This window comes from Burkholderia sp. B21-005, from assembly GCF_020843965.1.
GTDB lineage: Bacteria > Pseudomonadota > Gammaproteobacteria > Burkholderiales > Burkholderiaceae > Burkholderia > Burkholderia ambifaria.
Genome location: NZ_CP086301.1, coordinates 657,821 through 678,832, shown reverse-complemented (window position 1 = coordinate 678,832; position 21,012 = coordinate 657,821). Strand labels below are relative to the sequence as shown.

Annotated in this window: 16 protein-coding genes; 10 read left to right on the top strand and 6 right to left on the bottom strand. The window is 67.9% G+C overall.

From position 1 onward, the window contains the following. Nucleotides 1–94 precede the first annotated feature (94 nt). The 6 genes from LMA02_RS03185 (at nt 95) to proC (ending at nt 7,394) form a co-directional block, all read left to right on the top strand. The gene (locus LMA02_RS03185; protein ID WP_228906904.1) at nt 95–1,504 is read left to right on the top strand and encodes an FAD-binding oxidoreductase; all 1,410 of its coding nucleotides are present in this window, start codon (nt 95–97) and stop codon (nt 1,502–1,504) included. 37 nt (nt 1,505–1,541) lie between these two features. Continuing rightward, entirely contained in the window at nt 1,542–3,035 is a 1,494-nt protein-coding gene (locus tag LMA02_RS03180) for an FAD-linked oxidase C-terminal domain-containing protein (protein WP_105785380.1), read from the top strand. Between the two features lie 185 nt (nt 3,036–3,220). Continuing rightward, on the top strand, nt 3,221–4,309 hold the full coding sequence (glcE, locus tag LMA02_RS03175; protein WP_228906903.1) for a glycolate oxidase subunit GlcE: 1,089 nt from the start codon (nt 3,221–3,223) through the stop codon (nt 4,307–4,309). A gap of 162 nt (nt 4,310–4,471) precedes the next feature. Next, nucleotides 4,472–5,698, top strand: coding sequence for a glycolate oxidase subunit GlcF (gene glcF / locus LMA02_RS03170; RefSeq protein WP_166724028.1), 1,227 nt, complete (start codon nt 4,472–4,474; stop codon nt 5,696–5,698). 134 nt (nt 5,699–5,832) lie between these two features. After that, nucleotides 5,833–6,531, top strand: coding sequence for a YggS family pyridoxal phosphate-dependent enzyme (locus tag LMA02_RS03165; RefSeq protein ID WP_006754454.1), 699 nt, complete (start codon nt 5,833–5,835; stop codon nt 6,529–6,531). A gap of 50 nt (nt 6,532–6,581) precedes the next feature. Next, a complete protein-coding gene (gene proC, locus LMA02_RS03160; RefSeq protein WP_138848216.1) occupies nt 6,582–7,394 on the top strand; it encodes a pyrroline-5-carboxylate reductase in 813 nt (270 codons plus the stop codon). 93 nt (nt 7,395–7,487) lie between these two features. Here the strand turns inward: proC and ubiA are convergent, their stop codons facing one another. The 6 genes from ubiA to recG all read right to left on the bottom strand — a co-directional run bounded on the left by ubiA (nt 7,488) and on the right by recG (nt 15,715). Beyond that, on the bottom strand, nt 7,488–8,360 hold the full coding sequence (gene ubiA, locus LMA02_RS03155; protein ID WP_175722622.1) for a 4-hydroxybenzoate octaprenyltransferase: 873 nt from the start codon (nt 8,358–8,360) through the stop codon (nt 7,488–7,490). Nucleotides 8,361–8,638: 278 nt separating this feature from the next. Beyond that, a complete protein-coding gene (gene dpsA, locus LMA02_RS03150; protein ID WP_006754457.1) occupies nt 8,639–9,127 on the bottom strand; it encodes a non-specific DNA-binding protein DpsA in 489 nt (162 codons plus the stop codon). Between the two features lie 120 nt (nt 9,128–9,247). Continuing rightward, nucleotides 9,248–9,421 (bottom strand): hypothetical protein, encoded by a 174-nt coding sequence (locus LMA02_RS03145; protein WP_228906902.1) that lies wholly within the window; start codon nt 9,419–9,421, stop codon nt 9,248–9,250. A gap of 104 nt (nt 9,422–9,525) precedes the next feature. Further along, nucleotides 9,526–11,712: a catalase/peroxidase HPI gene (katG, locus tag LMA02_RS03140; protein ID WP_228906901.1), complete on the bottom strand. Its 2,187-nt coding sequence runs from the start codon at nt 11,710–11,712 to the stop codon at nt 9,526–9,528. 538 nt (nt 11,713–12,250) lie between these two features. Beyond that, nucleotides 12,251–13,210 (bottom strand): hydrogen peroxide-inducible genes activator, encoded by a 960-nt coding sequence (locus LMA02_RS03135; protein ID WP_228906900.1) that lies wholly within the window; start codon nt 13,208–13,210, stop codon nt 12,251–12,253. Between the two features lie 147 nt (nt 13,211–13,357). Next, nucleotides 13,358–15,715 (bottom strand): ATP-dependent DNA helicase RecG, encoded by a 2,358-nt coding sequence (recG, locus tag LMA02_RS03130; protein WP_228906899.1) that lies wholly within the window; start codon nt 15,713–15,715, stop codon nt 13,358–13,360. A 167-nt stretch (nt 15,716–15,882) separates the two neighbouring features. Between recG and queA the strand changes: the two genes are divergently transcribed. From queA to secD, 4 genes are all read left to right on the top strand, one after another. Next, nucleotides 15,883–16,950 (top strand): tRNA preQ1(34) S-adenosylmethionine ribosyltransferase-isomerase QueA, encoded by a 1,068-nt coding sequence (queA, locus tag LMA02_RS03125; protein ID WP_228906898.1) that lies wholly within the window; start codon nt 15,883–15,885, stop codon nt 16,948–16,950. A 168-nt stretch (nt 16,951–17,118) separates the two neighbouring features. Continuing rightward, nucleotides 17,119–18,306 carry a tRNA guanosine(34) transglycosylase Tgt gene (tgt, locus tag LMA02_RS03120; RefSeq protein WP_228906897.1) on the top strand — a complete coding sequence of 396 codons (1,188 nt, stop codon included), beginning with the start codon at nt 17,119–17,121 and terminating at the stop codon, nt 18,304–18,306. 245 nt (nt 18,307–18,551) lie between these two features. Beyond that, nucleotides 18,552–18,875 (top strand): preprotein translocase subunit YajC, encoded by a 324-nt coding sequence (yajC, locus tag LMA02_RS03115; protein WP_006476868.1) that lies wholly within the window; start codon nt 18,552–18,554, stop codon nt 18,873–18,875. Between the two features lie 106 nt (nt 18,876–18,981). Further along, nucleotides 18,982–21,003, top strand: coding sequence for a protein translocase subunit SecD (gene secD / locus LMA02_RS03110; protein ID WP_228906896.1), 2,022 nt, complete (start codon nt 18,982–18,984; stop codon nt 21,001–21,003). Nucleotides 21,004–21,012 lie beyond the last annotated feature (9 nt).

The following is a 21,012-nucleotide window of genomic DNA, read 5'->3' as shown; positions in this document are numbered from 1 at the left end:
GTACGCGATTATCGCAGCCCGCGGCGGGGGCCGCAGCGGACGTTGCAGCGTAGAATGAACTGAAAGTTTGACAAGCAGCCGTCAGGAGACACGAGTGAATCACCCCGACACGCCGGCCGCCACGCGCCGCCCCCTCCCGCCCGCGATGCTCGATGCGCTGCGCGCCGCCTTCGGCGAGCGCGTGTCGACCGCCGACGCCGTCCGCACCCATCACGGCCGCGACGAATCGCCATTCGATCCGCAACTCCCCGACGTCGTCGTGTTCGCCCGCAGCGCGGATGAAGTCCGCGAAGTCGTGTCGCTGTGCGCGCTCTACAGTGTGCCGCTGATTCCGTACGGCGCCGGCTCGTCGCTCGAAGGCCACCTGCTCGCCGTGCGCGGCGGCGTATCGCTCGACCTGTCGGAAATGAACCGCGTGCTGTCGATCAACGCGGGAGACCTGACGGTCACGGTCGAACCGGGCATCACGCGCAAGGCGCTCAACGAAGCGCTGCGCGACACCGGCCTGTTCTTCCCGATCGATCCGGGCGCCGACGCCAGCATCGGCGGGATGACCGCGACCCGCGCGTCGGGCACCAACGCCGTGCGCTACGGGACGATGCGCGAGAACGTGCTCGGCCTGAGCGCCGTGCTCGCCGACGGCCGCGTCGTGAAGACAGGCTCGCGCGCGCGCAAGTCGTCGGCCGGCTACGACCTCACGCGCCTGTTCGTCGGCTCCGAAGGCACGCTCGGCGTGATCACCGAGATCACGCTGCGCCTGCATCCGCTGCCCGAAGCCGTGTCGGCCGCGATCTGCACGTTCCCGTCGATGGGCGACGCGGTGCGCACCGTGATCGAGACGATCCAGATCGGCGTGCCGATCGCGCGCGTCGAATTCGTCGATTCGCTCGCGGTGCGCTCGATCAACCGCCACTCGAACCTGACACTCGCCGAAGCGCCGACGCTGTTCTTCGAATTCCACGGCACCGAAGCCGGCGTGAAGGAACAAGCCGAGCTCGTGCAGGCGCTCGCGGGCCAGAACAACGGCCAGGGCTTCGAATGGGCGACCCGCCCCGAGGATCGCACGCGGCTCTGGGCCGCGCGCCACAATGCGTACTTCGCGATGCTGCAGTTGAAACCCGGCTGCCGCGCGGTGACGACCGACGTGTGCGTGCCGATCTCGCAGCTCGCCGCGTGCGTCGAGGAGACCGAAGTCGACCTGCGCGCGTCGTCGCTGCCCTGCCCGATCGTCGGCCACGTCGGCGACGGCAATTTCCACGTCGCGATCCTGATCGATCCCGACAAGCCCGAGGAAATCGACGAAGCCGAACGCATCAACGACCGGATCGTCGAACGCGCGCTGCGCCTCGGCGGCACCTGCACCGGCGAACACGGCGTCGGGCTGCACAAGATGCGCTTCCTGCCGAAGGAGCACGGCGACAACGCGATCGACGCGATGCGCGCGATCAAGCTCGCGCTCGATCCGCGCAACCTGATGAATCCCGGCAAGATCTTCACGTGCTGACACGGCGGCGCGCCGCCGCGCCGCCGCAGGAGACCCAATGAACGCTTCCGTCGAACTGTCGAGCGCGACCCGCGCGCAGCGCCAGCGCGAAGTCGTGCAGGCGCTGATGGCCGTGCTGCCGACGCATTGCCTGCTGTTCCGCGACGAAGACACCGCGCCGTACGAATGCGACGGCCTGTCCGCGTACCGGCGCCTGCCCCTCGCGGTCGCGCTGCCCGAAACCGAATCGCAGGTGCAGCGGATCGTGCAGATCTGCCGCCGCATGGAAGTGCCGATCGTGCCGCGCGGCGCGGGCACGAGCCTGTCGGGCGGCGCGCTGCCGATCGGCAACGGCGTCGTGCTGTCGCTCGCGCGCTTCACGCGCATCGTCGAGGTCGATCCGTACGCGCGCACGGCCACCGTGCAGCCCGGCGTGCGCAACCTCGCGATTTCGGAAGCCGCCGCGCCTTACGGGCTGTACTACGCACCTGATCCTTCGTCGCAGATCGCCTGCACGATCGGCGGCAACGTCGCGGAAAATTCCGGCGGCGTCCACTGCCTGAAATACGGGCTGACCGTGCACAACGTCATGCGCGTGCGCGCGGTCACGATCGACGGCGAGATCGTCGAATTCGGCTCGCTCGGCCTCGACACGCCGGGCCTCGACCTGCTCGCGGTGATGATCGGCAGCGAAGGGATGTTCGCGATCGTCACCGAGGTCACGTTGAAACTGATCCCGAAACCGCAGACCGCGCAGCTCGTGATGGCGAGCTTCGACGATGTCGTGAAGGGCGGCGAGGCGGTCGCCGCGATCATCGCGTCGGGCATCATCCCGGCCGGGCTCGAGATGATGGACAAGCCGGCCACCCAGGCCGTCGAGGCGTTCACGCACGCGGGCTACGACCTCGACGCGAAGGCGATCCTGCTGTGCGAATCGGACGGCACGCCGGAGGAAGTCGCGGAGGAAGTCGTGCGCATGACGGCCGTGCTGCGCGAGCATGGCGCGACGCGCATCCAGGTCTCGCGCAACGAAAGCGAGCGGCTGCGCTACTGGTCGGGCCGCAAGAACGCGTTTCCGGCCGCCGGGCGCATTTCCCCCGATTATTACTGCATGGACGGCACCGTGCCGCGCCGCGCGATCGGCCCGCTGCTCGCGCGCATCGAGCAGCTCGAGACGCAATACGGATTGCGCTGCATCAACGTGTTCCATGCCGGCGACGGCAACATGCATCCGCTGATCCTCTACAACGCGAACGATCCGGACGAGTTGCACCGCGCCGAGCAATTCGGCGCGGAAATCCTCGAATGCTGCGTGGAATTCGGCGGCAGCGTGACGGGCGAGCACGGCGTCGGCATCGAAAAGCTCAATTCGATGTGCGTACAGTTCTCGCCGCAGGAGCGCGACGCGTTCTTCGCGGTCAAGCGCGCGTTCGATCCGGCCGGGCTGCTGAACCCCGACAAAGGCATTCCGACCCGTGCGCGCTGCGCGGAATACGGTCGCCAGCACGTGCGCGGGGGGCTGCTGCCGCACCCCGACCTGCCGCGCTTCTGAGCGCCGCGCGGCGGCGCGGCCCGTGCCGACGCGCGGGCCGCGACGTACCGCCCTGCCCGCGCGCCGGCCATCCGCGCGGCGGCGCCTGCATGCCTTCGTGATACGGGGCTTAGGGATAGTCGCGATGTGGATTCGCGCCACCCCGGTACAATCGACCGGACAACAAGACGAGATAGCAACGGAACATGGAAGAGGACGACATCGTCGCCGGATGGGCCGAGCGCATCCGCGCCGCCAGTGCCGACGGCCGGCCGCTGCGGATTCGCGGCGGCGGCACCAAGGACTGGTACGGCCAGGCGCTGGACGGCGAAATACTCGACACGCGCGCGTTGCAGGGCATCGTGTCATACGACCCGGCCGAACTCGTCGTCACGGTCCGCGCGGGCACGCCGCTCGCTCAGCTTGAAACCGCCCTCACCGAGTGCGGCCAGATGCTGCCGTTCGAGCCGCCGCACTTCGGCCGCACGGCTACCGTCGGCGGTTGTATCGCGGCCGGCCTCGCGGGCCCGCGCCGCGCGACCTGCGGCGCCCCGCGCGATTTCGTGCTCGGCGTCACGCTGATGAACGGGCGCGGCGAGCTGCTGCGCTTCGGCGGCCAGGTCGTGAAGAACGTCGCCGGCTACGACGTGTCGCGCCTGATGGCCGGCTCGCTCGGCACGCTCGGGCTGATGCTCGAGCTGTCGATCAAGGTGCTGCCGGTGCCGGTCGCCGAAGTCACGCTGAAGTTCGAGATGACCGCGACCGACGCGGTGCGCAAGCTCAACGAATGGGGCGGCCATCCGCTGCCCGTCAGCGCGAGCGCGTGGCGCAACGGCACGCTGGTGCTGCGGCTGTCGGGCGCCGAGGCCGCCGTGAAATCGGCGAAGACGCTGCTCGGCGGCGAAGTCGTCGACGCGGTCGAGGCCGAGCGCTTCTGGGCCGGCCTGCGCGAGCATGCCGATCCGTTCTTCAACGGCGTCCCGCCCGGCTATGCGCTGTGGCGCCTCGCGCTGCCGTCGATCACCGAACCGATGCACCTGCCCGGCACCCAGCTGATGGAATGGGGCGGCGCGCAGCGCTGGTGGATCACCGACGCCGATGCGCAGACGGTGCGCATGAGCGCGAAGCAGGCTGGCGGCCATGCGACGCTGTTCCGCGCGGGTGACACCTACGACCGCAGCGCGGGCGTGTTCACGCCGCTGCCCGCGCCGCTGATGAAGATTCACCGCGGGCTGAAGGCTGCGTTCGATCCCGCACGCATCTTCAACCGCGGCCGGCTCTACCCCGATCTTTAGGGTGCTGACATATGGAACGCACATGCGAATGCCCTGAATCGCTGGTCCCCCAAAGGGATGAGCGACGACGCCATCCGGGCGATCTCGGGCATTCCCGTGACATGAATTGTTTAATTTGTGGCAACGCATGCGCGTTGCCTGTGTAAACAAACCCTGATCTCGATGCAAACCAACCTCGCCGATTTCATCCGCAATACGCCCGACGGCGACGAGGCCGACGCGATCCTGCGCAAGTGCGTGCATTGCGGCTTCTGTACCGCGACGTGCCCGACCTATCAGTTGCTCGGCGACGAACTCGACGGCCCGCGCGGGCGCATCTACCTGATCAAGCAGATGGTCGAAGGCGCGCCCGTCACGCGCAGCACGCAGCAGCACCTCGATCGCTGCCTCACCTGCCGCAGCTGCGAGACGACCTGCCCGTCGGGTGTCCAGTACGGGCGGCTCGTCGAGATCGGCCGCAAGCACGTCGAGGCACAGGTGCAGCGCCCGGTACAGCAGCGGCTCCTGCGCCGCGTGCTCGCGAGCCTCGTGCCGAACGCGGCGCTGTTCTCGCCGGTCATGCGGCTCGGCCAGCACGTGCGGCCGCTGTTGCCGAAACGGCTGCGCGACAAGGTACCGCCACGCCAGCGGCTGCTCGAATGGCCGCAGCGCACGCATCCGCGCAAGATGCTGATGCTCGGCGGCTGCGTGCAGCCGTCGATGCTGCCGAACATCAACATCGCGACCGCGCGCGTGCTCGACGCACTCGGCGTCGAGACGATCGTCGCGCCCGACGCGGGCTGCTGCGGCGCGATCCGCCTGCACCTGAACTATCACGACGAAGCGCTCGACGACGCACGCCGCAACATCGACGCGTGGTGGCCGTATATCGAGCAAGGTGCCGAAGCGATCGTCATGAACGCATCGGGCTGCGGCGCGACGGTGCTCGAATATGCGCACCTGCTGCGTGACGATCCGGCCTATGCGGAAAAGGCGCAGCGCATCGTTGCGCTGACGCGCGACATCTCCGACGTGCTGCTCGCGTTCGAGGCCGAGATCGCGACGCTCGCGCGGCGCCGCGCGATCCATACCGTCGCGTACCACCCGCCGTGCACGCTGCAGCACGGCCAGCAGTCGCGCGGCAAGGTCGAGCGCCTGCTCGAGACGCTCGGCATCGAGGTGCGGCTGCCGGCCGACAGCCACCTGTGCTGCGGGTCGGCCGGCACCTATTCGCTGACGCAGCCATCGCTGTCGTACCGGCTGCGCAAGCAGAAGCTGCTGAAGCTGCAGGCACTCGAGCCGCAGATGATCGTGTCCGGCAACGTCGGCTGCATCGCGCACCTGCAGAGCGGCACGCAGATTCCGGTCGCGCACTGGATCCAGCTCGTCGAGCATCTGCTGTACGGCTAGCGGGGCGCCGGTTCGGCCGGTCGCGCATGGCATCCCGTCCGTATAATGGGCGAATCGATGCGACGCGTGCCGTGCCGCATCCGCTGCCGTATCCGCCGTGGTATCCGCTTCTCGTGCCTGCTTCCGTGCCCGTCATGTCCGATTTCGCCGCCCGTCTCGACTCCGTTCACCGCCGCATCGCCGACGCCGCCCGCGCGGCCGGCCGCGATCCCGCCACCGTCTCGCTGCTCGCCGTGTCGAAGACGTTTCCCGCCGACGACGTGCGCGCCGCGCATGCGGCCGGACAACGCGCGTTCGGCGAAAACTACGTGCAGGAATCGATCGACAAGATCGACGCGCTCGCGGATCTGCGCACCGGGCTCGAATGGCATTTCATCGGGCCGCTGCAATCGAACAAGACGCGCCCGGTGGCCGAACGGTTCGACTGGGTCCATTCGGTCGACCGGCTGAAGATCGCGCAGCGCCTCGCCGAACAGCGCCCCGCGCACCTGCCGCCACTCAACGTGTGCGTGCAGGTGAACATCAGCGGCGAGGCGTCCAAGAGCGGCGTCGCGCCGGCCGACGTGGCCGAAGTCGCGCGCGCGGTCGCCGCGCTGCCGACGCTGCGCCTGCGCGGCCTGATGGCGATTCCCGAACCGGCCGGCGACACCGACGCGCAGCGCGCGCCGCATCGTGCGCTGCGTGCGCTGTTCGATACGCTGCGCGCCGACGGCCTGCCGCTCGACACGTTGTCGATGGGCATGTCCGCCGATCTCGAGGCCGCGGTGCTCGAAGGCGCGACGATCGTGCGCGTCGGCACCGCGCTCTTCGGCGCACGCGACTATTCGCACTGAGCGCCCCCCGGTTCCGCCTTTCCGTTCACTCTCCTGCTCAATTCGACACCATGAAAATCGCATTCATTGGCGGCGGCAACATGGCCGCGGCCCTGATCGGCGGCCTGATCAAGCGCGGCGTCGCCGCTGACGGCCTGTATGCCATCGACGTCAACGAGGACGTCCGCGCGCGCGCCGCGCAGCAATTCGGTATCCGCACCGGCGCGGCCATCGATGCGGCGCTCGCAGGCTACGACGCGATCGTGCTTGCGGTGAAACCGCAGGTACTGAAGGACGTCGCGCAGGCGCTCGCCCCGCATCTGAAGTCGCAGCTCGTGATCAGCATCGCGGCCGGCATCCGCGGCACCGACCTCGCCCGCTGGCTCGGCGACTACGCGCGCGTCGTGCGCACGATGCCGAACACGCCCGCGCTGGTCGGCATGGGCGTGACGGGCCTCGCCGCGCTGCCGGGCGTCGACGCGGCCGGTCGCGAGCTCGCGTCGAACGTGCTCGGCGCGGTCGGCGAGATCGTCTGGTTCGACGACGAAGCGCAGCTCGATGCCGTCACCGCGATCTCGGGCAGCGGCCCGGCCTACGTGTTCTATTTCATCGAAGCGCTGCAGGAAGCCGCGCGCCGCCTCGGCATGAACGACGAGCAGGGCCGCGCGCTCGCGGTCGCGACGTTCGCGGGTGCCGCGCAGCTCGCCGCGCAATCGGGCGAACCGGCGAGCGTGCTGCGCGAGCGCGTGACGTCGAAGGGCGGCACGACGGCCGCCGCGCTCGCGTCGTTCGACGCTCAGGGCGTGAAGGAAGCGATCGTGCGCGGCGCGCTGGCCGCCGAGGCACGCGCGAAGGAAATGGGTGACGAGCTCGGCCGCGCGTAAGCGCGGCGCGCTGCGCCGGGCTTCCGGCACCGGCAACAAAAAAGCGGCCTCGGCCGCTTTTTTGTTGGCATCGCGCGCCGGCGCGCGGCCGCTTCAGTTGCCTGCCGTGCCCGCCAGCAGGTAGTGCGCGGCGATCCCCGCGAACAGCACGCCGCCGAGCCAGTTGTTGTGCCGGAACGCCGCGAAGCACGGCATCCGCTCACGGTCCTTGATCAGCGTGTAGTGATACAGCGCGCAGCCGGCCGCCGCGGCCCAGCCGGCCCAGTACGCGAGGCCGAAGCCGAGCGTCACGCCGATCCACACATAGATGCCGAGCGTCGCCGCATAGCAGAGCATGACGGCCGCGACGTCGAAGCGGCCGAACGTCAGCGCGGACGTGCGAATGCCGATCTTGATGTCGTCGTCGCGGTCGACCATCGCGTATTCGGTGTCGTACGCGACCGACCAGAAGATGTTCGCGATCAGCATCACCCACGCGAGCATCGGCACCGTGTCCTGCACGGCCGCGAACGCCATCGGGATGCCGAAGCCGAACGCGATGCCGAGATACGCCTGCGGAATCGCGAAGAAACGCTTCATGAACGGATACGAGCCCGCGACGAACAGCGCGACGACCGACAGCTCTTTCGTCAGCGTATTGAGCGGCTGAATCAGCAGGAACGAGATGAAGGCCAGCACCACCGCGATCGCGACGGCTTCCCATGCGCGGATCTTGCCGGACGTCAGCGGCCGGTCGGCCGTGCGCTTCACGTGACGGTCGAAATCGCGGTCGGCATAGTCGTTCATCGCGCAGCCGGCCGAGCGCATCAGCAGCGTGCCGAGCACGAAGATCGCGAGCAGCGGCCAGCGCGGATGGCCGTCCGACGCGATCCACAGTGCGTTGAGCGTCGGCCAGAGCAGCAGCAGGCTGCCGATCGGCTTGTCCATCCGGACGAGCCGCAGATACAGGGGAAAGCGGGCAAGCATGGCGAAGCACCGGGAAGATAACCCCGGCATTTTAGAGCCGAGCGGTGGTTCACGTCATGTCGGGCAGGCCCGCGTCACGCTGCCGCGACCCGCGCGCTGGCCGCCCGTGCCCGCTACAGGCGGGCCGCGCAGTCCGCGTGTCAATCAAGGGACAGATGCGTGGCGAGCGTGTGCCACGTGCTCGCCGGAATTCGATCCGATGCGGGCAACCCGGCCCCGGATCGGCGCCGGACACCCGCTCACGCCGGCCGCGCGGCGCGCGACCGGCCGCACCGGCCTTATGCGAGCAGCGACCGCAGCATCCACGCGGTCTTTTCATGCGTCTGCAGACGCTGCGTCAGCAGGTCGGCGGTCGGTTCGTCGCTCGCCGCATCGGCGATCGGGAAGATTTCGCGCGCGGTGCGCACGACGGTCTCGTGGCCTTCGACGAGCTGGCGGATCATCTCCTCGGCCGCCGGCACGCCGTTGGCCTCCGGCACCGACGACAGCTTCGCGAAATCCCCGAACGTGCCCGGCGCGACGACGCCGAGCGTGCGAATGCGCTCGGCGACCAGGTCGACCGCGAGCCACAGTTCGTTGTACTGCTCTTCGAACATCAGGTGCAGCGTGTTGAACATCGGACCCGTGACGTTCCAGTGGAAGTTGTGGGTCTTCAGGTACAGCGAAAACGTATCGGCCAACAGCCGCGACAGGCCATCCGCGATTTTCTTGCGGTCCTTGTCGCTGATGCCGATGTTGATCTGCGTGGCGTTACCTTTCTTGGCCATCTTCGGGACTCCTCATTCGAAATGTTGAACCGGCGAAAATGCGTCGAGCAATCGGCATGCCGCACCGCGCGGCATCCGTTCGCCACGTGCCAGTCTAGCGCGGCGAGCGAATCGCTGCGCTCAGCCGCCGGCACTCGAGACGATCGGCGCGAGCGCGTGCAGCGCCTGCGCGACCAGCTCGGCCGCACCGCCGACGACGATCGCGAAACCGACGATGCGCCGCGCCAGCTCGGCCGGCGTGCGCATCTCGGGCGCCGCGAACGCGGCGCGCATGTTCAGCATGATTTGCGTCATGGTCGTCACTCCTTCGACAAGACCTTGAATCGGAAGAAAAAACGGCCGGTCGCGCGACCGGCCGTTGCACGTTGCAACGTGACTGCGCTAGCGCGTCACGACATTCACGCGAGGTCGAAGCGGTCGAGGTTCATCACCTTGTCCCAGGCCGCGACGAAATCGCGCACGAACTTCTCGTTCGCGTCCGCGCTGCCGTACACCTCGGCCAGCGCGCGCAACTGCGAGTGCGAACCGAAGATCAGGTCGACGCGCGTGCCGGTCCACTTGACCTGGCCCGTCGCACGATCGCGCCCTTCGAACACGTCGTTCGCGGCCGACACCGGCTTCCACTCCGTGCCCATGTCGAGCAGGTTCACGAAGAAGTCGTTCGACAGCGTGCCCGGACGGTCGGTGAACACGCCGTGCTTCGCGTCGCCGACGTTCGCGCCGAGCACCCGCAGGCCGCCGACCAGCACCGTCAGCTCCGGCCCGTTCAGCGTCAGCAGCTGGGCCTTGTCGACCAGCAGCGCCTCGGCCGGCGTCTTGTACGCACCCTTCACGTAATTGCGGAAACCGTCCGCGACCGGCTCGAGCACGGCCATCGCGTCGACGTCCGTCTGCTCCTGCGACGCGTCCATCCGGCCCGGTGCGAACGGCACCGTCACCGCGACACCGGCGCTCTTCGCGGCCTGTTCGACGCCGGCCGCACCGGCCAGCACGATCAGATCGGCGAGCGACACCTTCTTGCCGCCCGTCTGCGCATCGTTGAACGCCTTGCGCACGCTTTCGAGCGTCTCGAGCACCGTCGCGAGGGCGACCGGCTGGTTCACTTCCCAGTCCTTCTGCGGCGCCAGGCGGATGCGCGCACCGTTCGCGCCGCCGCGCTTGTCGGAACCCCGGAACGTCGAGGCCGACGCCCATGCGGTCGACACGAGCTGCGCGACCGACAGGCCCGACGCGAGCACCTTCGCCTTCAGCGCCGCGACATCCGCGTCATCGATCAGCAGGTGGTCGACGGCCGGGATCGGGTCCTGCCACAGCAGTTCCTCGGCCGGCACTTCCGGGCCGAGATAGCGCGCACGCGGACCCATGTCGCGATGGGTGAGCTTGAACCAGGCGCGCGCGAACGCGTCGGCAAACTCGGCCGGGTTCTCGTAGAAGCGGCGCGAGATCTTCTCGTAGGCCGGATCGAAACGCAGCGACAGGTCGGTCGTCAGCATCGTCGGGCGATGCTTCTTCGACGCATCGAACGCATCCGGAATCACTTCGTCGGCCCCCTTCGCGACCCACTGGTGCGCGCCGGCCGGGCTCTTCGTCAGTTCCCATTCGTAGCTGAACAGGTGCTTGAAGAAGTCGTTGCTCCACTTCGTCGGCGTCGACGTCCACGTGACTTCGAGGCCGCTGGTGATCGCATCGTGGCCCTTGCCCGATGCATACGCGCTCTTCCAGCCGAGACCCTGATGCTCGATGCCGGCCGCTTCCGGCTCCGCACCGACGTCCGTTGCGGGGCCCGCGCCGTGCGTCTTGCCGAACGTGTGGCCGCCGGCGATCAGCGCGACCGTCTCTTCGTCGTTCATCGCCATCCGCGCGAACGTGTCGCGGATGTCGCGGGCCGCCGCAACCGGGTCGGGGTTGCCGTCCGGGCCTTCCGGGTTCACGTAGATGAGGCCCATCTGCACGGCCGCGAGCGGGTTCTCGAGATCACGGTCGCCCGAGTAACGGCTGTTCGGGCCGCCGCTCAGTTCCAGCCAGATCTTTTCCGAACCCCAGTAGACGTCGTCCGGTTCCCACGTGTCGACCCGGCCGCCCGCGTAACCGAAGGTCTTGAAGCCCATCGATTCGAGCGCGACGTTGCCGGTCAGGATCAGCAGGTCGGCCCACGAGATGTTGCGGCCGTACTTCTGCTTGATCGGCCACAGCAGCCGGCGCGCCTTGTCGAGGTTCGCGTTGTCCGGCCAGCTGTTCAGCGGGGCGAAGCGCTGCTGCCCGCCGCCCGCGCCGCCGCGGCCGTCGGCGGTCCGGTACGTGCCGGCGCTGTGCCAGGCCATCCGGATGAACAGGCCGCCGTAGTGGCCGAAGTCGGCCGGCCACCAGTCCTGCGACGTCGTCATCAGCGCCTGCAGGTCGCGCTTCACCGCCGCGAGGTCCAGCTTCTTGAATGCTTGTGCGTAGTCGAAATCCTTGTCCATCGGATCGGACAGCGCCGAGTGCCGGTGCAGGATGTTCAGGTTCAGCTGGTTCGGCCACCAGTCCTTGTTCGACGTGCCGCCGGCCGCCGTATGGTTGAACGGACATTTCGATTCGGTCGACATGCTTTTTCTCCTTTACTTGCTCGTAGGCCCCCACTTGCCGGGCGCGGTTCGTGGAGCATTGCGGGGGGATAAAACGGAACAGGGTCGCCCTGTCGTGCTACGGGGTGTCAGGCGTGGCTTTCGATGCGGGTTTCGGGACTTCGGACATGCAATGCCCCCTCATGACTGGACGGCGATGAATCGGGGGAACCCAGGAGCGGCGCACGGCGGCACTCATCCGCCGTACACACGGTCCGCCAGGTATGCGAACGCAATCGGGCGCAGGCTGCGGGCCGCCGCCCTGGCACGAGTCAGGACTTCATCGCGCGACGGCATGTTCCGCTGCGCGTGCTGCAATACCGATCGCATCATGACATCCTCCTTTGACGCTTGCATCCAGCGTGCGGATCGGGCTGTCGATCCGACGCCGATCCATGCAGAACATTCTAGTTATATCTATCGAATATAGTAATTTAATAAAAATTATCTATGCGATAGGGAAAAATAAACGGGGTCGCAAGACCCCGTTCATCATGCCGTCACGCATGCCGCAGCGCGCTCAGTTCATCGTCGCCGGCATGTCGAGCTTCGCGACGCCCGGCAGCTCGCACGCGGCGATCGCGTCGCTGATCGCGTCGATCGCGGGCATCCGCGTGAAGCTCTTGCGCCACACCAGCACGACGCGGCGATCGGGCACCGGTTCGTTGAACGGCACGTACGACAGCAGTTCGGCGTCGGGGCCGTTCGCGCGCGGGCCGATCTCGGCGACCGACATCCGCGGCAGCACCGTGATGCCGACTCCGCTCGCGACCATGTGGCGAATCGTTTCGAGCGACGAGCCCTCGAAGGTCTTCTGGATGCCGTCGGCTGTTTGCGAGAAGCGCATCAGTTCCGGGCACACGCCGAGCACGTGATCGCGGAAGCAGTGGCCGTTGCCGAGCAGCAGCATGGTTTCCTGCTTGAGATCCTCGGCGTCGATCTCGGTGCGCTTCTCCCACGGATGGCCGGCCGGCAGCGCGACGACGAACGGCTCGTCGTACAGCGGCCGCACCATCAGGCCGGTTTCGGGAAACGGCAGCGCCATGATCGCGGCGTCGATCTCGCCCTGCTTCAGCAGTTCGAGCAGCTTCAGCGTGTAGTTCTCCTGCAGCATCAGCGGCATCTGCGGCACACGCTGGATCATCTGCTTGACGAGCGTCGGCAGCAGGTACGGCCCGATCGTGTAGATCACGCCAAGACGGAACGGGCCGACGAGCGGGTCCTTGCCCTGCTTCGCGATCTCCTTGATCGCGAAGGTCTGCTCGAGCACGCGCTGCGCCTGCGTGACGATCTGGTCGCCGATCGGGGTCACGCTCACTTCGCTCGCGCCGCGCTCGAAAATCTGCACGTTCAGCTCGTCTTCCAGCTTCTTGATCGCCACCGATAGGGTCGGCTGGCTCACGAAGCAGGCTTCGGCCGCGCGACCGAAATGCCGCTCGCGCGCGACCGCGACGATGTATTTCAGTTCAGTCAGGGTCATTGTGGGTCAATCAGATATATACAGGCGATAGGTTTAATTTATACACCCACTCGGACCGATTCGCCAAGTTTCTCAGTATTGCAATGCGCCGGACGGCGGCGAATTTCGATTTCAAATCCGGCCCTGAATGCGTCGATCACGCTTCGATCACGCCTTCAGATACTGCTCCCGCGCGCCGAGCCAGCGGGCGAGATGCTGCGTGACCACGTCGGGATACGCGGCGATCAGTCGTGCCGCCGCGTCGCGGGCCGGGTCGATCAGCCAGCCGTCGGTTTCGAGGTTCGCGAAACGCAGCATCGCCGCGCCCGACTGGCGCGCGCCGAGGAATTCGCCGGGGCCGCGGATCTCGAGGTCGCGCCGCGCGATCTCGAAGCCGTCGGTCGTCTCGCGCATCGTCTTCAGCCGCTCGCGGCCGGTGAGCGACAGCGGGCCCGTGTACAGCAGCACGCACACCGATGCCGCGGTGCCGCGCCCGACCCGGCCGCGCAACTGGTGGAGCTGCGCGAGGCCGAAGCGCTCCGCGTGCTCGATCACCATCAGCGACGCGTTCGGCACGTCGACGCCGACCTCGATCACGGTCGTCGCGACGAGCAGCTGCACGTCGTTGCGCGTGAAGGCTTCCATCACGGCCGCCTTGTCGGCCGGCGACAGCCTGCCGTGCACGAGCCCGACCTTCAACTCGGGCAGGGCCGCGGCCAGCGTCTCGTAGGTCTCGACGGCCGTCTGCAACTGCAGCGTCTCGCTCTCCTCGATCAGCGGACACACCCAGTACACCTGGCGGCCGGTCAGCGCGGCCTCGCGCACGCGCGCGATCACCTCCTCGCGCCGCGCGTCGCCGACGAGGCGCGTCAGCACCGGCGTGCGGCCCGGCGGCAGCTCGTCGATCGTCGACACCTCGAGATCCGCGTAATAGGTCATCGCGAGCGTGCGCGGAATCGGCGTGGCCGACATCATCAGCTGGTGCGGCTGGAAATCGCGCGCGCCGTTGGCCGCGTTCGCGGCCTTCGCACGCAGCGCGAGACGCTGCTCGACGCCGAAACGGTGCTGCTCGTCGACGATCACGAGGCCGAGCCGCGCGAATTCGACCGTGTCCTGGATGATCGCGTGCGTGCCGATCACGAGCTGCGCGGTGCCGAGCGCCGCGGCCTCGATCGCCGCGCGCTTGTCCTTCGCCTTCAGGCTGCCCGCGAGCCACGCGACCGACACGCCGAGCGGCTCGAGCCACGCGCGCAGCTTGCGGGCGTGCTGTTCCGCGAGGATTTCGGTCGGCGCCATCAGCGCGGCCTGGTAGCCGGCATCGATCGCTTGCGTCGCGGCCAGCGCGGCGACGACCGTCTTGCCGCTGCCGACGTCACCTTGCAACAGCCGCTGCATCGGGTGCGCAAGCGTGAGGTCGTGCGCGATCTCGTCGACGACGCGCGCCTGCGCGCCCGTCAGCGTGAACGGCAGCGCCGCGTAGAGGCGCGTCGTCAGCGCGTCGGCATCGGTCGCGGTGCGGCGCGGCATCGCGGGCGCCGCGCGCGTGCGGCGCTCCTCGTGCGCGCGCTTGAGCGACAGCTGCTGCGCGAGCAACTCCTCGAACTTGATGCGTGTCCATGCCGGATGCGAGCCGTCCATCAGTGCCGCTTCGTCGGAATCGACGCCCGGGTGATGCAGGATGCGCACGGCCTGCGCGAGCGTCGGCACGCCGAGCGGCTTCAGGTAGTCGCGCTCGATCTCGGGTGGCAGCAGCTCGGGCAGCGGCGTGCGCTCGACCGCGTTCTCGATCGCCTTGCGCAGATACGCCTGCGACACGCCGGCCGTGCTCGGATAGACGGGCGTGAGCACCTGCGGCAGCGGCGCATCGGCTTCGACCACGCGCACGGCCGGATGCACCATCTCCATCCCGAAGAAGCCGCCGCGCACATCGCCGCGCACGCGCAGCCGCTGGCCGACGGCCATCTGCTTGACCTGCGAGCCGTAGAAATTCAGGAAGCGCAGCACGAGCTGCTCGCCGTCGTCGTCCTGGATCTTCACGACGAGCTGGCGGCGCGGCCGGTACGCGACCTCGTTGTCGAACACGACGCCTTCGGTCTGCGCGATGCCGCCCGGCAGCAGTTCGCCGATCGGCGTGAGCGTGGTTTCGTCCTCGTAGCGCATCGGCAGATGCAGCACGAGATCGATCGAGCGCGTGAGGCCGAGCTTCGCGAGCTTGTCGACGGTCTTCACGGGTTTGTCGGCGGCCGGCTTCTTCTTGCGCTTCGTGCCGGGTGCATCGGACGCGCCCGATGCCGCCGCCGCACCTGCGTCCTCGCCGCCAGCGTCCGGTTCGACGTCGGGCGCGGCTGCAGCCGGCTGCGCGAGCCGCCCGTCGGCGCCGCGCTTCGGCCCCGCGCGCTTCGGCGCCGCGCGCGCGTCGGAACCGCGCTCCCCCGCGCTTCGCGCGGGTAACGCGGCATCGTCCGCGTCGAACGGATCGGCGGAATCGGCAATGGCGGCGGAGGAACGGCGTGGTGACACAGGCATCGGATCGTCTGGGTGCTTCGCAAGGCAAGTACAATAGCGGCTTTCACGTCGTCCGAACGAACGACGCCGGCCAGGCCGCGCATCCCGCCATCATAGCGGCTCGCGCGCCCCATTTATGCGTTTCCGCCCTGTCGGCGGCGCCCGCCGGCCGTTTCGAACCAGCCCGCATGTTCACGCTTTCCGATTTCGATTTCAATCTGCCGCCCGAGCTGATTGCGCAAACCGCGCTGCCCGAGCGCACCGCGAGCCGCCTGCTCGAGGTCGACCACACCGTCGAGCCCGCGCGCCTCGTCGACCGCAACTTCGCCGAGCTGCCGTCGTGCATCGCGCCCGGCGACCTGCTCGTGTTCAACGATACCAGGGTGCTAAAGGCGCGTTTCTTCGGCCAGAAGGCCAGCGGCGGCAAGATCGAGGTGCTGATCGAGCGCGTGACCGGCACGCATACGGCGCTCGCGCAGATCCGCGCGAGCAAGTCGCCGGGCGCCGGCACGACGCTGCGCCTCGCCGACGCATTCGACGTGACGGTCGGCGAGCGCGTCGAACCGTTCTTCACGCTGCACTTCCCGCAGCCGTGCCTCACGCTGATCGAGCAGCACGGTCGCCTGCCGCTGCCGCCGTACATCGAGCACGACGCCGACGCGAACGACGAGACGCGCTACCAGACCGTCTACGCGAGCAACCCGGGCGCGGTCGCCGCGCCGACGGCCGGGCTCCATTTCGACCTGCCGCTGCTCGAGAAGCTCGACGCGATGGGCGTGGAGCGCGCCACGCTGACGCTGCACGTGGGCGCCGGCACGTTCCAGCCGGTGCGCGTCGAGAACATCGCCGAGCACCGGATGCACAGCGAGTGGTACGACCTGCCGCAGTCGCTCGTCGACAAGATCGCCGCGACCCGCGCGCGCGGCGGCAACGTGATCGCGGTCGGCACGACGTCGATGCGCGCGCTCGAAGCCGCGGCGCGCAGCGCCGACGAAGCGGGCCGCCCGCTCGCGGCGACGCAGGCCGAGACCGACATCTTCATCACGCCCGGCTACCGCTTCCGGGTCGTCGATCGGCTCGTCACGAACTTCCACCTGCCGAAGTCGACGCTGCTGATGCTGGTGTCCGCGTTCGCGGGCGTCGAGACGATCCGCGCCGCCTACCGGCACGCGATCGACGAACGCTACCGCTTCTTCAGCTACGGCGACGCGATGCTGCTCACGCGGCGCGACACGCCGGAGGCACCGCGCGCGTAAGCGCGGCAGGTGCGAAGACGCACCTGCCCGCGACCGCGCAGCCGCCGTTGCACCCGTTTTCCCGCTGCGCGCGCCGATGACGCGCGCCTGCTTTTCCCCGCCGCCGGCTCGCCGGCAGCGTTTCCAACATGCGCCGGACTGTTTTCCGGTGGCAAGGAGAATGACGCGATGACCGAAGGTTCATCCCACGATACGCACGCGCCCGTGCAGGACCGCCCGGCCAACGGGCTCGAATTCGAACTGCTGACGACCGACGGCCATGCACGCCGCGGCCGCGTGAAGCTCAACCACGGCGTGGTCGAGACGCCGATCTTCATGCCGGTCGGCACGTACGGCACCGTGAAGGCGATCCAGCCGCGTGAGCTGCACGAGATCAAGGCCCAGATCATCCTCGGCAACACGTTCCACCTGTGGCTGCGCCCGGGCCTCGACACGATCGATGCGCACGGCGGCCTGCACGGCTTCATGGGCTGGAACAAGCCGATCCTGACCGACTCGGGCGGCTTCCAGGTGTTCTCGCTCGGCGACCTGCGCAAGATCACCGAGGACGGCGTCACGTTCGCGTCGCCGATCAACGGCGACAAGCTGTTCCTGTCGCCGGAAGTGTCGATGCAGATCCAGAAGGTGCTGAACTCCGACATCGTGATGCAGTTCGACGAATGCACGCCGTACGCGACCAACGGCGTGCCGACGACGCACAAGGAAGCGGCCGACTCGATGCGCATGTCGCTGCGCTGGGCGAAGCGCTCGCTCGACGAGTTCGACCGGCTCGGCAACCCGAACGCCCTCTTCGGGATCGTCCAAGGCGGGATGTTCGAAGACCTGCGCGACGAATCGCTCGCGGGGCTGTCCGAGCTCGGCTTCCACGGCCTCGCGATCGGCGGGCTGTCGGTCGGCGAGCCGAAGGAAGACATGATGCGCGTGCTGCGGCACGTCGGCCCGAAGCTGCCGGCCAACAAGCCGCACTACCTGATGGGCGTCGGCACGCCGGAAGACCTGGTCGAGGGCGTCGCGAACGGCATCGACATGTTCGACTGCGTGATGCCGACCCGCAACGCGCGCAACGGCTGGCTGTTCACGCGCTTCGGCGACGTGAAGATCCGCAACGCGACGCACAAGAACTCGCTGAAGCCGCTCGATGCGAGCTGCGCCTGCTACACGTGCCAGAACTTCTCGCGCGGCTACCTGCATCACCTGCACCGTGTCGGCGAAATCCTCGGCGCGCAGCTCAATACGATCCACAACCTGCACTACTACCTGCAGCTGATGGGCGAGATCCGCGACGCGATCGAAACCCATACGTTCGACGCGTTCCGCCAGCGCTTCGCGGAGGATCGTGCGAGAGGGGTCGACTGACGGGCCGGCTACCCGCCCCGCTGCCCGCACCACGGCCTGCCACATCAGACGTGTACTAAATATCGCGTTCCAAGTGCCGGTCGTGACCGCCAAACATTACAATTGCCTTTCCAAACAAGTCGCAACGGTGCCGGTTCATGCTTTAACAGCTTGATCCGACAGCGCATTTGCTGCGCCGTTTGCGCATGGGGCCGGTGGTAGAATAACCGGCTTATTTTTCGATCTTCCCCTACGGAGAGACCAACGTGCCGTTCATTTCCAATGCCTTCGCGCAAGGCGCCGGTGGCGCCGAATCGAGCCTGATGAGCTTCCTGCCGCTCATCCTGATGTTCGCGGTGCTGTACTTCATCATGATCCGTCCGCAGATGAAGCGTCAGAAGGAACACCGCAACATGCTCGCGGCCATGGCGAAGGGCGACGAAGTCGTCACGAGCGGCGGCCTCGTCGGCAAGGTGACGAAGGTCACCGAAGGCTACATCGGCGTTGAAATCGCCGAAGGCACCGAAATCACCGTGCAGAAGGCCGCCGTCACGACCATTCTGCCGAAGGGCACGATCAAGTCGCTGTAAGGCTTTTACCGAGCGTCCGGCTCCCCGCGCCGTGCCCGCCTGAGAGAGCGGGCCGCCGCGGCGCCGGACGCGACGCTTTCACGCCAACCACCCGTTCGGCCCCCTCATGAATCGTTATCCACTCTGGAAATATGTCGTGATGGTCGTGGCGCTCGCCATCGGCTTTCTGTACACATTGCCCAACTTCTTCGGCGAAGCGCCGGCGGTGCAGGTGTCGAGCGGCAAGGCCACGGTCAAGCTCGACTCGACCACGCTGACCCAGGTCGAATCCGCGCTCGCGTCCGCGCAGATCAAGCCGGACGACATCACCTTCGAGAACACGGCGTCCAACGCGAACATCCGCGTGCGCCTGAAGGACACCGATACGCAGCTGCGCGTCAAGGACCTGCTGCAGAAATCGCTGAACGCCGACCCGAACGATCCGCAGTACGTCGTCGCACTGAACCTGCAGAGCGCGTCGCCGCGCTGGCTGACCGCATTGCACGCACTGCCGATGTATCTCGGCCTCGACCTGCGCGGCGGTGTCCACTTCCTGCTCCAGGTCGACATGACGGGCGCGCTGACGAAGAAGCTCGACTCCGACGCATCCGACGCGCGCGCGCTGCTGCGCGACAGGAACATCCGCGACGGCGGCGTGAGCCGCGTCGACCAGTCCGTCGTAGTCAACTTCAGCGATGCGCAAACGGCCGAAGACGCCCGCAAGGTGCTCGCCGCGTCGGTCACCGAACTGCAATGGGCGACCCAGCCCGGCGGCGGCGGCACGCAGGTCGTCGGCACGTTCACGCCGGCCGTGCAGAAGTCCGTCGAGGACGCCGCGCTCAAGCAGAACCTGACGACGCTCCACAACCGCGTGAACGAACTCGGCGTGTCCGAGCCGATCCTGCAGCAGCAGGGCAGCGACCGTATCGTCGTCGAACTGCCGGGCGTGCAGGACACCGCGAAGGCGAAGGACATCATCGGCCGCACCGCGACGCTCGAGGCACGCCTCGCCGATCCGATCAACACGCATCCGAACCCGAACGACCCCGTGCCGCCGGGCGAGGAGCTGTTCACGCAGGGCAACCAGGCGCCCGTGCTGCTGAAGAAGGAAGTGATCTTCACCGGCGACCGCATCATCGATGCGTCGGCCGGCTTCGACGAACACCAGCGTCCGTCGGTCAACATCCGCCTCGACTCCGCGGGCGGCCGCTCGGTGCGCGCGGTGTCGCGCGACAACATCGGCAAGCCGATGGCGATGGTGCTGTTCGAGAAGGGCAAGGGCGAGGTGCTGACGGTCGCGACGATCCAGTCCGAACTCGGCGACCGCTTCCAGATCACGGGCCAGCCGACGCCGCAGGCAGCGGCCGACCTCGCGCTGCTGCTGCGCGCCGGTTCGCTCGCCGCACCGATGGACATCATCGAGGAACGCACGATCGGCCCGAGCCTCGGCGCGGACAACATCAAGATGGGCGTCCACTCGGTGATCTGGGGCTTCTGCGCGATCGCCGTGTTCATGGTCGCGTACTACATGCTGTTCGGCGTGATCTCGGTGATCGGCCTGTCGGTGAACCTGCTGCTGCTCGTCGCGGTGCTGTCGCTGATGCAGGCGACGCTGACGCTGCCCGGTATCGCGGCAATCGCGCTCGCGCTCGGCATGGCGATCGATTCGAACGTGCTGATCAACGAGCGCGTGCGTGAAGAACTGCGCGCCGGCCAGCCGCCGCAGCTCGCGATCCAGTCCGGCTACGCGCATGCGTGGGCGACGATTCTCGACTCGAACGTCACGACGCTGATCGCCGGCCTCGCGCTGCTCGCGTTCGGCTCGGGCCCGGTTCGCGCGTTCGCGATCGTGCACTGCCTCGGCATCCTGACGTCGATGTTCTCCGCGGTGTTCTTCTCGCGCGGGCTCGTCAACCTCTGGTACGGCGGCCGCAAGAAACTGAAGTCGCTCGCGATCGGCCAGGTGTGGAGGCCGGAAGGCGCCACGGCCGGCGCATCGTTCACCGCGGCCGACGAATCGACCGACACCGCGCGCGCCGCGAAGCTCGCCGCCCCCGCGAAGGGCAACGCCCCGCGCGCCGGCAAGCCGCAGCTGCGCAACCGCGCGCAGCAAGGCGTGTCGCCGAAGAAACCGGGCTCGACCCAATAAGGCCCCGGA